Source organism: Olsenella sp. An188, from assembly GCF_002160255.1.
Classification (GTDB): Bacteria; Actinomycetota; Coriobacteriia; order Coriobacteriales; family Atopobiaceae; genus Thermophilibacter; species Thermophilibacter avistercoris.
Map to the genome: position 1 here is coordinate 114975 of NZ_NFKF01000007.1, position 14176 is coordinate 129150.

Annotated in this window: 11 protein-coding genes and 1 pseudogene; 11 read left to right on the forward strand and 1 reads right to left on the reverse strand. The window is 68.8% G+C overall.

The window, feature by feature from the left end:
- Window positions 1–7: 7 nt before the first annotated feature.
- From B5F23_RS10105 to B5F23_RS08450, 8 genes and pseudogenes are all read left to right on the forward strand, one after another.
- Window positions 8–121, forward strand: a pseudogene (locus B5F23_RS10105) (DUF6273 domain-containing protein); the annotation flags it as partial.
- A gap of 219 nt (window positions 122–340) precedes the next feature.
- Window positions 341–1516, forward strand: coding sequence for a hypothetical protein (locus tag B5F23_RS08420; RefSeq protein ID WP_087353724.1), 1176 nt, complete (start codon window positions 341–343; stop codon window positions 1514–1516).
- A 64-nt stretch (window positions 1517–1580) separates the two neighbouring features.
- Window positions 1581–2006, forward strand: a complete 426-nt coding sequence (locus B5F23_RS08425; RefSeq protein WP_087353687.1) for a carbohydrate-binding protein — start codon at window positions 1581–1583, stop codon at window positions 2004–2006.
- A gap of 95 nt (window positions 2007–2101) precedes the next feature.
- Window positions 2102–2476 (forward strand): hypothetical protein, encoded by a 375-nt coding sequence (locus B5F23_RS08430; protein WP_087353689.1) that lies wholly within the window; start codon window positions 2102–2104, stop codon window positions 2474–2476.
- 16 nt (window positions 2477–2492) lie between these two features.
- The gene (locus B5F23_RS08435) at window positions 2493–2762 is read left to right on the forward strand and encodes a phage holin (protein ID WP_087353692.1); all 270 of its coding nucleotides are present in this window, start codon (window positions 2493–2495) and stop codon (window positions 2760–2762) included.
- A 7-nt stretch (window positions 2763–2769) separates the two neighbouring features.
- Window positions 2770–3465 carry a C39 family peptidase gene (locus B5F23_RS08440; RefSeq protein WP_087353695.1) on the forward strand — a complete coding sequence of 232 codons (696 nt, stop codon included), beginning with the start codon at window positions 2770–2772 and terminating at the stop codon, window positions 3463–3465.
- An 83-nt stretch (window positions 3466–3548) separates the two neighbouring features.
- Complete coding sequence (locus tag B5F23_RS08445; protein WP_087353727.1) at window positions 3549–4517, forward strand: N-acetylmuramoyl-L-alanine amidase; 969 nt, start codon at window positions 3549–3551, stop codon at window positions 4515–4517.
- Window positions 4518–4658: 141 nt separating this feature from the next.
- Window positions 4659–5219, forward strand: coding sequence for a LemA family protein (locus B5F23_RS08450; protein ID WP_087353698.1), 561 nt, complete (start codon window positions 4659–4661; stop codon window positions 5217–5219).
- A gap of 223 nt (window positions 5220–5442) precedes the next feature.
- On the opposite strand, the gene B5F23_RS08455 is transcribed toward B5F23_RS08450, so the two are convergent.
- Window positions 5443–8556 (reverse strand): beta-glucosidase, encoded by a 3114-nt coding sequence (locus B5F23_RS08455; protein WP_241145838.1) that lies wholly within the window; start codon window positions 8554–8556, stop codon window positions 5443–5445.
- 201 nt (window positions 8557–8757) lie between these two features.
- Here B5F23_RS08455 and B5F23_RS08460 point away from each other — a divergent pair, with 201 nt between their 5' ends.
- The 3 genes from B5F23_RS08460 to B5F23_RS08470 all read left to right on the forward strand — a co-directional run bounded on the left by B5F23_RS08460 (window position 8758) and on the right by B5F23_RS08470 (window position 14005).
- Window positions 8758–10647, forward strand: a complete 1890-nt coding sequence (locus B5F23_RS08460; RefSeq protein ID WP_087353701.1) for a magnesium transporter — start codon at window positions 8758–8760, stop codon at window positions 10645–10647.
- Between the two features lie 74 nt (window positions 10648–10721).
- Complete coding sequence (locus tag B5F23_RS08465; protein WP_087353704.1) at window positions 10722–11912, forward strand: Nramp family divalent metal transporter; 1191 nt, start codon at window positions 10722–10724, stop codon at window positions 11910–11912.
- Between the two features lie 62 nt (window positions 11913–11974).
- Window positions 11975–14005, forward strand: a complete 2031-nt coding sequence (locus B5F23_RS08470) for an FUSC family protein (protein ID WP_143786395.1) — start codon at window positions 11975–11977, stop codon at window positions 14003–14005.
- Window positions 14006–14176 lie beyond the last annotated feature (171 nt).

The following is a 14176-nucleotide window of genomic DNA, read 5'->3' on the forward strand; positions in this document are numbered from 1 at the left end:
CGTCAACTGGTGGCTCCGTGTCGCTCATGGCGGTTCGTCGTCGAACGTCTGCAATGTCAACGGCAATGGCAATGCCAGCAACAACTCCGCCTCGAATGACTGGATTCGCCCCCGCCCCTGATTCCCGAGCCTGGCCAGACCGAGTAGGCCGCGAGGCCGAAAGCAGAGCCGTTTTGAGGAAGGAAGGCGTGACCATCGGCCGCAAGGCCGTAAATATGCACCCCGCGCAGGCGGGCGGACGCTTCTTGCATGGCCGGCCGGCTTCGGCGTTCACCCCGGTTTCATGCCCGTCCTGCAAGCGGCTGCCAGAACGCCACTGCGAGCCGTGCGGGGTGCCCTCATGAACTCGAACGACCGCAGGGCGGCCAGAAGAAGGCGCCGCGAGGAGAAGCGCGCCGAGAAGCGCCGCAAACGCATAGAGGGATGCACGCTCGAAAGGGTGGCCGACCTCAACTCGCTGTACGACGCCGCCGCCAAGGCCAAGAGGGGCGTGGCGTGGAAGGCCTCCGTTCAGAGGTACCAGATGAGGGTGCTGCGGAACATCTCGAAAGCCCACGACGACCTGCTGGCGGGGAACGACATCAGAAGGGGCTTCACCGAGTTCGACATAATGGAGCGCGGAAAGCTCAGGCACATATCGAGCGTCCACTTCTCGGAGAGGGTCATCCACAAGTCACTGTCGAGGAACGCCCTCGTCCCCGCGATCGTGCCGGCGTTCACGTCCGGCAACAGCGCGAACATATCGGGTCGCGGCACGGACTACGCCATACGGCGGCTGAAGAAACAGCTCGCCCGGCACTGGCGCAAGCACGGGAGCGAGGGCTACATCCTGCTCGTGGACTTCCGGGACTACTTCGCGAGCATCGACCACGATGCAGCCAAGGGAATCGTGCGGCGCGCCCTCGACGACGAGAGGGTAATCGCCCTGACGGAATCGCTCATAGACGCGCACGGGGACGTCGGCCTGGGCCTGGGAAGCGAGCCGAACCAGACGCTCGCGGTCGCCCTCCCCAGCCGCATAGACCACTGGGCAGAGGAGATGCCCGGGCTTGAGGCGACGGGCCGCTACATGGACGACTCCTACTACATCGACATGGACAAGCAGAAGCTGCGGGTAGTCCTGGCCTGCATTGAGATACTGTGCGAGGACCTGGGAATCAAGATCAACCACAGGAAGACCCGGATAGTGAAGTTGTCGCGCGGGTTCCGGTTCCTCAAGAAGCGTTTCTTCTACACGCCGACGGGAAGGGTGGTCGTTCGCCCCTGCCGGGACTCGGTGACGAGGGAACGCCGCAAGCTCAAGGCGATGAGGAGGATGCTCGACAGGGGCGAGATAACCAGGGAGCAGGTGGAGATCTCGTACCAGAGCTGGCGGGGCGGCATACTCAGGCTCGACGCGCATCGGACCGTGCTCAGCATGGACGCGCTGTATCGCGAGCTCTTCGGGACCGAAAACGCTTCGGGGGGGGGGTTCTCCCTGATGAGGCGTGACACGCCGCTCCAGATGGCGGCCTAGGGACCGCCATGCGACACCTTGGGGATGCTTTGCAAAGCAGAGCAGTCCAGCGAAGGGAGGACGCATGGCGTTCACAGAGGAAGAGGAAGAGACGCTGCGCGGAATCATCAAGATCGCCCGCTCGCGGGTCGCCTCGTTCTCCGACGAGCTCGCAACGATGGCGCCCGGCCTGTGCGACAAGTGGTACCCCGACACGCCCTACGTCGAGGGGCAGCGCCTCTACTTCAACGGCGAGGTCTACGTCGTCAACCAAGACCACACGTCACAGAGGCAGTGGGAGCCGAGGGCCACGGGAACCGAGAACCTCTACACGAACATCTCCCTCGCGGGAGACGGCATCCCCGTATGGCAGGCCCCGACCGGCGCCCACGACGCCTACAACACGGGGGACGAGGTGCACTACCCGGACGCAGACGGACCCGTGTACGTCTCCAAGCGCGACGGAAACACGTCGGAGCCCACCAAGGACGAGTGGTGGGAGCCCGCATAGCGCCCGCTCACCAAGAGCGCCCCTTCGGGGGCGCTCTTTTCATGCGACACCTCCGCGATGATGCCCCCGAAGGACACGACAGGGGGAGGTGACCCATGGACCCGTTTCTATCGCAGGTGGCCGTCACAGCCGTCACGTCTGCGGTGAGCATCGCCGTCGGCTGGGCGATGGGCGGCATCAAGGGCGCAGCGAAGGAGCGCGCCCAGGCGAAGGCTGAGTCCGACAGGTCGCGCGAGGAGGCCCGCAAGGAGGCCGCTCAGGACCGCGAAACCACGCATCAGATTCTCAAGACGCTGCTCTACTGCCGCCTCGCCGACATGCACCGCCGCTACGTGGTGGACGGCGTTCCCTGCACGCCCGCCGACAAGCAGGAGGCCGAGGAGGTCTTCCGCGAGTACCACGACGTGCTGGGCGGCAACGGCTCCGGCACCGCCCTCTACAAGGAGATCATGGCCGCGCACGTGGCCTAGAGGAAAGGAGGCCGAAATGGCCGAGTACACCACCGAAAACATCGACATCCCCGAGGACGCGGAGGTGCAGGACTACCCTAAGTACGTCCTTCCCGAGAAGCTGTACCTCGCCCTCAAGTGGGCGGCGCTCCTCCTCCTGCCGCTCGTCGCCGTCTTCTACCAGGCGCTGGCGGGAATCTGGGGGCTGCCGATGCCCGACGAGATCAGCCAGACCTGCAGCATCTTCGGGCTCTTCATCGGCGCGCTCATCGGCGTGTCCGAGTTCAAGGCCCTCAAGAGCAAGTAGGCGCGCCATGGCGAGGCTCAAGCTGGCGGCCGCGCTCCTGACCGGCGCGCTCGCCGCGACCTGCTGGTGGGGATGGCTCATGCTCGACCACGCCGGGCAGGACGCGCAGGCGCTCGCCGAGGCGCGCGAGCGCGGAAGGCAGGAGGCACAGGAGCAGATCGTGCTCGACCGGCCGGTGCCGGGGGGCAACTGGATGCCCCTGTGGCTGCAGACCGACCCGCAGTGGGCGGACATCCCCTACTCGGACGGCACCATCGAGACGTACGGCTGCGGGCTGACCTGCGCAGCCATGGCCATCAAGTACCTGACCGTGCAGGACGTGACGCCGCTCGCGCTGTCCGGCGCGGTCGGCGAGGAGTGCCTGACCGACCGCGTGAACGACATGGCCAAGTTCTGCGAGTGGATCGTGGCCAACTACCCCGAGTACGGAATCGAGTACTCCGGCAAGGTCTGGCGCATCGAGGAGGCCCTGTCCATGGTCGATGACGGCTGGGTGGTCATGGCCGGCATGGAGGGGCCGCTGGGGGACCGCTCCTACGGCGGCCACATCATCCTCATCTGGGACGTGGACGATGAAGGCAACTACTGGGTTAGGGACCCCGACGACGCCGCGAACTCCGAGCGCCCGTGGACGCGCGAGGAGCTTGAGGCGGTGGCGTGGGGGACCTTCAACGGACTGAGAGGAGGCCATTATGGCAGATGAGAACGATAAGCTGACGGACGTGGACGGCAACGAGCTGTCCGATGAGTGCATCGAAGAACTCTCCAACGGGAAGGGTGAGGATGATGAGTAACAGCCCCCTCGTAAACTACACGCGCATCAGCCCCAACCGCAACAGCCCGCGAAACCAGCCAATCAGCAAGATCACCGTCCACCACATGGCGGGGAATCTATCCGTCGAGACCTGTGGCAACGTCTTCGCACCCAGCTCCCGGCAGGCATCCTCGAACTACGGCATCGGCTCCGACGGGCGCGTGGGCATGTACGTCGAGGAGAAGGACCGCTCGTGGGCAAGCTCCTCTGCGTGGAACGACCACCGCGCCGTGACCATCGAGGTTGCGAACGACCAGATCGGCGGCAACTGGCACGTGTCGGACGCCGCGTGGAACAAGCTCGTGGAACTTTGCGTGGACATCTGCCGGCGCAACGGCATGAAGTCGCTCGTATGGACGGGAGGCACGGACGGCTCGCTCACGTGCCACTACATGTACGCGTCCACGAACTGTCCCGGCCCCTACCTCAAGGGCCGCATGGCCGAGCTCGCCCGCACCGTCACCGCCCGCCTCGGCGGGGCGTCGGGCCCCTCGACCTCCGGCGGCTCCTCCGCGCCGTCCGGAAGCGTCGCCGACCTCGCGAACCGCGTCATCGCGGGAGAGTTCGGCAACGGCGACGCCCGCAAGGCCGCACTCGGCGACCGGTACGCCGAGGTGCAGGCGGAGGTGAACCGCATCCTCAACGGCGGCGGCTCTACCTCCTCGCCCTCTGTCGACATCGACCAGATGGCGCGCGACGTCATCGCCGGGAAGTATGGCAACGGCGACGCCCGTAAGAAGGCCCTCGGCTCCAATTACGCGGCCGTGCAGGCGCGCGTGAACGAGCTGCTGGGTGCGTCGGGCGGCTCCTCCGGCGGTGCCGACATCGACGCGCTCGCCCGCGCCGTCATCCGTGGGGATTACGGCAACGGCGAGGAGCGCAAGCGCCGCCTCGGAAGCCTCTACGACGCCGTGCAGGCACGCGTGAACCAGCTGTTGTAGAATGTCCTACAGCGTCACACCTGTGACGAGCAGGGCGAAGCCCCTGCGCAGACCGTAGGCGTAGGTGTTCGCGCTAACTCGCACGTAGCCCGCCATTCTGCGCCCCGAGTGACGAGGCCGCCTCGTCGGATTGGAGGAGCCATGCCCGGTTGGGTCGTTCCCGTCATCGCCGTCGCGGTGGTCGTGGTGCTGGTGGTCGTGTGGGTCAGCATCTACAACGGCATCGTCACCGCGGACAACAAGTGTGACAACGCGTGGCAGACCATCGACGCACAGCTCCAGCGCAGAAGCGACCTCATTCCCAACCTCGTGGAGACCGTCCGCGGGTATGCCTCGCACGAGTCCGCCACCCTTGCGGCGGTGACCGAGGCGCGCGCCGCCGTTGACAGCGCGCCCACGCCCGAGGCCAAGATGGAGGCCTCCAACGCCCTGACCGACACCCTGCGGAGCCTCTTCGCCGTGGCCGAGAACTACCCCGACCTCAAGGCCAACGCCAACTTCGCGCAGCTCCAGAGCGAGCTTGCGGACACCGAGAACCGCATCAGCTACGCGCGCATGAGCTTCAACGACATGGTCCTCGAGTACAACAACGCGATCGAGACCTTCCCCGGCAGCCTGGTCGCCGGGCGCAAGTTCAAGCCCCGCAACGGCTTCGAGGCCGCCTCGCCGGACGCGCGCGAGGCACCGCAGGTGCGCTTCTAGGGGATTCGCGGCTTGATTTGGCGCTTGCGGGGCCCTGTGTAGGGCCCTCCGGCCGGTTGTCAGTGGTTTTTGACGGGTGCCGCAAGTGTCACCGCGCAGGTAGCATTTCGCTACCTGCGCTTTTTTGGCGCCGTACCGCGACGATACTCACGGGTGGCGACAAAAACCACCGACAACCGACCAGGACGCGGGCAGAAGCACCCAAAACGGCGCCGGGCGCCCGCTAGCGGCTCTCGCGGCGGCGCCGGAGCGCGCGATGCGCCCAGGCGACCACGCTCGTCGCCGCCACGGCGTCGGCCAGCGCGAGCGCGGTGCCCACGTAGTTGGGGCCGGCCGTCTTGACCGGGCGCTCGATCGGCGCCGTCCCCGCCTCGGCCGCCGCCGCGTTGTAGTCCAGGTTGGCGGCGCGGGCCTCGAGCCACACGTAGAGCACGTTCTTCGTTGCCCGCCGCAGGTTGGTGAGGTAGCTCGTCGCCGCGGCCGCGCGGTCGGTGCCGCGCGCCGAGGAGAGCTCCTCCTGCGCGAAGCCGTACGAGAAGGACCCGTTGCGGAAGACCCCGTCCATGTAGAGGTCACCGCCCGCGCGCAGCGCCTGGTCGGCGCTCATGTAGTCCTGGTGGTCGGCGTAGTCCGTGATGACAGCGCCCTCGAAGCCCCACTCCTCGCGCAGCACGCTCGTGAGCAGCGACCGGCTGCCGCCCGCCCAGACGGCCCCCACGCGGTTGTAGGAGCTCATGAGGCCCGTGGCGCCTCCCTCGACCGCAATCTGGAACGGCCGCAGGTAGAGCTCGCGCAGGGACTGCTCGGTGAGCCAGGTGTAGAGCGAGTCGCGGTAGGAGTCCTGGTTGTTGACGGCAAAGTGCTTAAGGAAGCAGTAGGTCCCCGCGTCGCGCGCTCCGCCCACCACCTGCGCCGCCATCGTCCCGCAGACGAGCGGGTCCTCCGAGAAGTACTCGTAGTTGCGGCCGCCGAGCGGCGTGCGGTGGAGGTTGGCGCACGGGGCGTAGAGCCCGTCGACGCCGAGCGTCGCCGCCTCGAGGCCGAGCTGCCGGCCCACCTCGCGCGCGAGGCCCGGGTTCCAGGTCTGCGCGAGCACCGTCGGGGCGGGGTATCCCACGCCGTAGGAGAGCTGGTTGAACGAGCCGACCTGCGCGGGGCCGTCCACCTCCTTGGTGAGCGGCTTGCCGATGCCGCTGATCTGGCCGGTGGCCAGGTAGCCGTGGAGCACGAGGCGCTGCATGTCGCTCAGCGAGACGAAGTCGAGCACGATCTCCCAGCGCGCGTCGTCGTAGTCGCTGCCGAGCTCGTAGCCCAGGTCGGTGAGCTCCCCGTCCTCTCCGAGCTGCCAGTAGGAGCCTGCCGAGGTGACGAGCGGCTGGACGAACGACGTGGCGAGGCTGTCCTCGTAGAGCGCGGCGTCGGCCGCGACCTGCTCGTCGTCGTAGAGGTTGAGCGCGGCCACGGCGTCGTCCATCACGCGGTCGGCGTCCGCCACGCGCGGGAAGGTCCCCTCGAAGTCTGCGCGCGTGAGGTAGGTGATGCCGGCCGCCGCGCCCGGGCCCCGCTCGACCGTCGAGGACGGTCCCGTCACCACGGCGCCCTCGGTCAGGGAGCCGTCCACGGGAACGCCGTCAACGGCGTCGTCGGCCGTGAAGCGGTTGCGCACCTCGGCGCCCGTCTCGAGGCTCTGCTCGCAGAGCTCGGTCTCCCCCACGTAGAGCGTCGTCCGCGCGCCCGGGCACTCGGCCGGGGTGTGGGCGTCGCGCCTGAGCTCGGCCACGTAGTCGCCGCGCTCGAGCTCGTAGCCGCAGAAGCCGTTTGCGTTGGCGTCGTAGCAGTCGTAGGAGGCCACGTCGTCGAGCAGGAAGGACAGGGTCACCTCCTGGCTCTCCCCCGGCTCGAGCAGGCGGGTCTTCTCGAAGTCCACGAGCACGCTCGAGGCCTTCTCTATGCCGCCCGGGCTGTACGGGGCCGAGCAGTAGAGCTGCACCACGTCACGCCCCGCCACGTCGCCGGTGTTGGTCACGCGAACCGTCACCGAGTACGTGGTGGAGCGCCCCACGCGGAACCCCTCGCCCGGAGAGCGGCCCACCACCTCCCAGGAGAAGTCGGTGTAGCTCAGGCCAAAGCCAAAGGGGTACTGGACGACGCCCTCGTAGCCGGTTCCGTGCTCGTTGTCCACGCCGTCCCAGAACCCCTCGGCGTCGGCCGTCTCGTACCAGCGGTAGCCCACGTAGACGCCCTCGGCGTAGTCCACGAAGCGCACCGTGTCGTAGGTCTCCGGCACGCCCACGTTCACGTTGGCGGTCCCGTCCGCGGGGTAGAGCCCGGCCGCGCGCGACCCGATGTAGGAGCCCTCGCCCTTCTCGCCCGCGTTTGCCCAGCTTGCGGCCGTCCTGAAGTCGTATGCGTAGGTGTCGGTCGTGCGGCCGGAGGGGTTGGTGTCCCCCCAGAGCACGCTCGCGACCGCCCGCGCGCCCACCTCGCCGGTGGGACCGGCGAGCAGCGCGGCGTCTATGCCGGGGATGGTCTCGAGCTGGCCGAGCTCCATCGTGTTGGTTGAGTTGACCACCACGACCACGTGCTCGTAGGTCGCCCCGACGTAGGCGAGAAGCGCCTCCTCCTCGCTCGAGAGCTCGAGGTAGCCGCGCGTGGCGTCGATCGTGAGGGCCCCGCCGCGGTCGCGCACCTTGTACTGGGCGTCGGGGCAGTCTATGGACTCGCCGCTCACGCGCCCGATGACCACGATCGCCGTGTCCGAGTAGGCCTCCGCGTTCTCAAGAAGCGCCTCGGAGTAGCACGTGGGGTCGTCGAGACGCGGCTCGTAGAGGCGGCAGTACTCGGTGTCGTGACTGTTGAGCGCGCCGGAGCCCTTCCAGGCGCGCTCGCCGTAGAAGCTGCGGTACATGTCCGTGAGCTCGGCGTTGTACTCCACGCCCCGCTCGGAGAGCGCGTCGAGAAGCCCCGTCACGGAGCCCGTCACCTGGCCGGAGCCGGAGCCCGAGCCAACCCACTGCGTGGACGCCCACCCGAAGACGTTGACGCGGTCGGTGCCCGCGGGCAGGGGCAGCGCGTCGTCCTCGTTGCGCACGAGCACCACGCCCTCGCCCTCGACGCGCTCGGCGAGCGCGCGCCCGGCCGCCATCGTGGCCTCGCGCTCCTCCTCCGTCACCTCCACCACGTCCGTGGCCAGGAAGGACTTCACCGTGTCACCGAGAAGCTCCATGGCGACCGTGGCCGCCGCGAGCCCGACCACGACCGCGCCGGCGAGCACCCCGCCCGCCACGCGGGCGACACGCCGTGCCGTGCTGCGGTTCTTCTTGGCCCTTCCTGACACGCGACCCCCTCTCGACGCATCCCATGATAGCCGCGTGACCGGACAATTGTCGGCCTCCCCGCGAGGCCCGCGGGCTACAATGTCGTGTGGAAAATCACGGCATCCCCCAAGAGAAGGGCCCGCATGAAACCTCGACCTCACAGTCGATGACCCTGCGGCGCGCGCCCGCGCGTCGCCCCACGCGACACGTTAGGAGCGCGCATGATCTACCTGTCCCAGCTCTTGGGCAACCCCGTTCTTGACGCCGACGGCGAGAAGGTCGGCACGGTCTCCGACCTCGGCATCGCCACCGGCGAGGTCTTCCCCCGCATCACGAGCCTGGCCTTCATGGGCCCGGGCCGCACCCCGATCATGGTGAGCTGGCGAAAGTTCGTGGACACCTACGACGAGCGCGAGGTCCACCTCAAGGTGGTCTCGACCGACCTGCGCTTCTCGTTCCTGCAGCCCGACGAGGTGCTCCTGGCCCGCGACATCCTCAACAAGCAGATCGTGGACACCCACGGCATGCGCGTCGTGCGCGTGAACGACCTCAAGCTCTCGGACACGAGCTCGACGCAGCTGCGCCTGCTCGGCGCCGAGGTGGGCGCCCGCGGCCTGCTGCGCAGCCTCCACCCGGCCCTCGAGCGCGTGGCGCTCAAGCTCGCGCGCTCCTTCGGCCACCCCATGCCCGAGAAGATCATCGCGTGGAGCTACATGGACCTCGTGGAGCGCGACCTCTCCAACGTCAAGCTCTCCGTCTCCCACAAGACGCTCGACGACATGCACCCCGCCGACATCGCCGACATCATCGAGCGGCTCGACCCGCGCCTGCGCGGCCAGGTCTTCGCGCAGCTCGATGACGAGCAGCGCGCCGGCGCGATGGCCGAGTTCGACGACGACGCCATGGCCGCCGAGCTCATGGACAACATGAACGAGCGCGACGCCTCGCGCATCCTCTCCGAGATGGACCCCGACGACGCCGCCGAGCTCGTCTCCGAGCTCGACTACGACAAGGCCGAGAAGCTCCTGCGCCTGATGGGCGTCCAGGAGCAGCGCGCCATCCGCCAGCTGCTGGGGTATCGCGAGAACACCGCGGGCCGCATCATGACCTCCGAGGTCGCCACCATCGACGAGGGGGCCACGGTGGGCGACGCCGTGGAGCTGCTGCGCGGCCTGGACGAGGACTTCGAGTCCGTGCGCTACGTCTACCTGGTGGACGAGGCCGGCAAGCTCTCGGGCGTGGTGACGCTCAACAGCCTCATCGTGGCCGACGGCGAGACGCGCCTCTCCGAGCTGGCGACCGAGGACCTCGTGACCGCCAGCCCCGAGGACGACCAGGAGGACGTGGCCGAGGACATCGCCAAGTACAACCTGCTGGCCATGCCCGTCGTCAACGACGAGGGGCGCCTGCTCGGCATCGTCACGGTCGACGACGCGCTCGACGTCCTGGAGGAGGAGCACGCCGAGGACCTGCGCGTCGCGGGCGGCTCGGCGGACGCGGACGACTCCGGGCGCGCGAGCGCGCTCATCTGGCTCGTGCGCCGCAACGTCTGGGTGGTGCTGTGGGCGCTCGGCGTGCTCGCGCTGGCAGCCGCGGCCGCGCTCGTCCCGTCCCTGGGCGGCAGGCTCACGCCGCCGCAGGTCGTCGCAATGGCCATGCCGCTCGCCGTCGCGCTCGTGCTCGCGGACGACTCCGTGAGCTACGTGACCAACTTCTTCCTGGAGCACGACCCGGACGACGAGGACGTGCCCTCTATGCTCGGCTTCTCGCTGCGCGGCGTGGGCGTCGGCGCGGTCTCGGCCGTGCTCGTGTCGCTTATCGTCTCCGCGCTCGTCGGCGTGCTGCACGAGCTCGCGCTCGCGGGCGCGCTCCCCACCGCGGAGATGGGCACCGTCGGCACGGCGCTCGCCGCGGGCGGGATCGCGGCCTCCGCATCCACGTTCTTCTCGTTTGCGACCACGCCCGTCTACCTGGCCATCCTGCGTCACAGGGACGAGGCCAACAAGGAGACCTCGGGCTTCACGCTCTCTGTTGCCGCCATGGTGCTGGCCGTCGTGGTCTTCTCGGTCGCGGCGGTCGTGGCCGCCGCGGTCACGGGGATGGCGGTCTAGCCGTGGCGTGGGGCAGGGGGCGGAGGGACGCGTCTTCCCGGGCGCGCCTCGAGCCGCGCAAGATCATCGCCGCGATGGGCCCGGGCATGGTGGCCGCGCTCGCGGGCGCGGACGCCGGCGGCGTGGCAACGTACTCCAACGCGGGCGCGCTCTTTGGCTTCAACCAGCTCTGGACCGTGCCGGTGATGTGCTTCCTGCTCATCGTGGCGCAGGAGACCGCGGCGCGCATGGGCTGCGTCACGGGCAAGGGCTTCGCCTCGCTCATCCGCGAGCAGTTCGGCGTGAGGCTCTCGGCCGTGGCCATGCTGGCGCTGCTCGTCTCCAACACCACGGTCACCCTCTCAGAGTTCGCGGGCATAGCGTCTGGCCTGGCGCTCTTTGGCGTCCCGGTGTACGTGAGCGTGCCCGTGGCGGCGCTCGCCATCTGGCTTCTCACGATGAGCGGGTCCTACCGGCGGATCGAGAAGGTCCTTCTCGCCATTGCCTGCGTCTTTGTCACCTACATCGTGGCCGGCGTCATGGTGGGGCCGGACTGGGGCGACGCGCTGCTGCACACCGTGGTCCCGCACGTCGAGGCCTCGCCGCAGTACCTCTCGCTGCTGGTGGCGAGCGTGGGCACGGCCATAGCCCCCTGGATGCTCTTCCTGGCCCAGTCCAACGTGGTCGAGAAGAACGCGCGGGCCGAGGACCTCCCCTACCAGCGCGTCGACACCGTCACGGGCGCCGTGGCCGCAAGCCTCATCTCCTGGTTCATCATCCTCACGACCGGCGCCGTGCTGCACCCGGCCGGGATCGCCGTCAACGGGGCCGAGGACGCCGCGGCCGCCCTGGCACCGCTCGTGGGCAGGTACGCCGAGGCGCTCTTTGGCGCGGGGCTCGTGGGCGCCTCGTTCCTGGCGGCCTGCGTGCTGCCGGGCATCACGTCGAGCGCGGTGTGCGAGGCCTTTGGCTGGGAGCGCGGCGCGGACCGCAGCTGGGCCGAGGCGCCCGCCTACCGCGGCATCATCACGGCGGTCATCGCCATCTCCGCGGTGGTGGTGATGGTCCCCAACGTCAACCTCTTCGCGATCATGATGGTCGCCCAGGTCATCAACGGCGTGCTGCTGCCCGTTCTTCTCGTCTTTATGGTCCTTATCGCCAGCGACCGGCACGTGATGGGCCGCCACGTCAACGGCCGTGCCTGGAACGCCCTGACCTGGTTCATGATCGTGGCCGTGGCGGTGCTCACGGTGATCATGTTCGTCATGCAGGCGATGGGGGTGTAGGCCCGAAAACGCCGGCGCGCGTCTTGCGGTATCGTCAGGGGACGCAGAGAAGGGCGGCCGGGGTGAGGCTTGAAAGCGCACAGGTGTGGCTCGACAGGCGGCGCGCGCGACTCGTGGGCACGCTTCCCACCATCGCGTTCTTCATCGCGCTGTACTGGGTGGTGCAGCTTGGGTTTGGGTCCGAGTACCTGCTCGCCGTCTCGCCGTTCACCACCCTCTTCGAGGTTCGCCTGGGCAAGTACAACTCGCCGGGCCAGTACGCGCGCTTCTTCCTGGTGAGCGCGCTCGCGCTCGTGGGCGCGCGGCTTGCGGTCTCGGGCCTCGTGGCGTGCGTGGTCGTCAACCTCTGCATGCCGTTTCTTCTTGTGTTCATGCGCTCGAGCCAGCTCAACCCCAAGCGCTACTTCCCCTACACCATGCTCTTTGCGTTCCTCGAGCTCAGGCCCGAGAACCTCGTGGGGTCGTTTGCCACCCAGGCCGCCGTGCTCGCCACCTGCTGCGTGGTGCTCACCGCCTCGCTCGTGGTCGGCGGTCTCGTCACGCGCCGCGGAGAGCAGGCGCGCGAGCGGCTCCACCGCCACGTCCACCGCCTCGCGGACGACCTCGACCGCCTGGCCGACGAGGGCCTGAGCGAGGCCCTCAGAAGCGAGCTCCTGCGCCTGCGCCGCGACTTCGCCGAGCTCGCGTACTCAACGCGCGAGGACTCGTCGGCGCCGGCCGAGGTGGTCAACCTCCTGGACATGCTCGCCACGCTCGCGCAGCGCACGGCCTACCTCACCGGGAGCGCGGACTGGGAGGGCGGCAGGCGCGCAGAGCACGCGGGGGCCCTGCGGACGCTCGCCCGCCTCACCCGGGAGCTCGACGCGGCCCTGCGGATCGGCGGGGAGGACGCCTGCCGGCGCATCCTCGACGAGGCGCGCGGGCTTCTTGCCGCGACGGGGCCCCTGCCCGAGGAGGGACGCTTCCGCATCTTCTGGCAGAGCTACCTCAACATGGTGGTTCTCGTCCTGCGCACCGCCGCGGACCCCTACCAGAGGGTGTGGCGCATGTCGATCGCCGACCGGGCGCGCGTCACGCTTTTCCGCAAGCGGCCGAGCCTGGACTCCTTTGAGATGCGCTTCTCGCTGCGCTGCGGCGCGGTGCTTGCCGTGAGCTGCCTGTGTAACCTGCTGTTCCCCGTCGACCACCTCTACTGGTACGTGCTCCACGCCTTCCTGCTGCTGCAGCCCTTCCCGGACGAGAGCTCGCGGCGAATGCGCACCCGCATGATCGGGACGGCGCTGGGATGCATGTTCGTGCACGCGGTGGCCCTGCTCAACCTGGGCTGGACGGGGATCATGGTCCTGGGGACGGTGCTCGTGGCGCCGCTCTACGCCTCCACGCCGGGCTCGGTTACCTCGGCGTTCTTTGCCACCGCCTACGCGGTCACCATGGCCTCGGTCTCCATAGACGACACGTACGCCACCACCATGCGCCTCGCGAGCCTCGCGCTGGCCGTTGTCACCGTGGCGCTCGTCAACCGGCTGGTGTGCCCCACCTCGGACCGGCGCCTCTTTGCGGCCAACGTGCGGCAGATGTTCGACATGGTCGCGCGCTACTGGGAGCTCGTGCGCGCCACGCTCACGCACCGCGTTGACACCGTGGTCTCGTCCGAGACGCTGCTGCACTTTCAGATGGTGCACTCCCAGGCGGCCGGCTTCGTGGAGGAGCTCGGCGCACGCGGCGAGAAGGACCGCGAGATCGCCGAGCTCGCCCGCTACCGCGAGGCGGCCGACCGGATGCTCTTCTGTCTCTGGGAGATCATGTGCGAGCTCGAGCAGCTCGAGTTTCTCGTGCGGCTGCGCGAGGTGCGGCCGGAGGAGCGCGGCGTCTTTGAGCGGATCGTGGACCTCGCCGAGGCCCGCTGCGAGCCGGAGCGCTTTGGCACGGGCGTCGAGGTGGCGCGCGAGCTGCTCGAGGACCTTGCGGAGCCGGACCTGCGCTACGTCATCGGCCAGTATGTCGAGCGCGCGGGCGAGCTGCGCGCCGCCATAGACGACGCGCAGGGGGCGCTCGTGGAGAAGCCCTCGTACGTGGACGAGGTGCGCGGCTAGGGCGCGGGCTCGGGACTCAGGGCTCGGGCTACCGCGGCGAGCAGGACCTCCCGCCGCCCCCCCTACTGCCCCTGGGCGGCGTACTTGGCCTCGGTCGCCTCCTTGGCGGGGCGCCACCAGTCCTCGTTGTCGCGGTACCAGGCGATGGTCTCGGCGAGGCCCTCGGCGAAG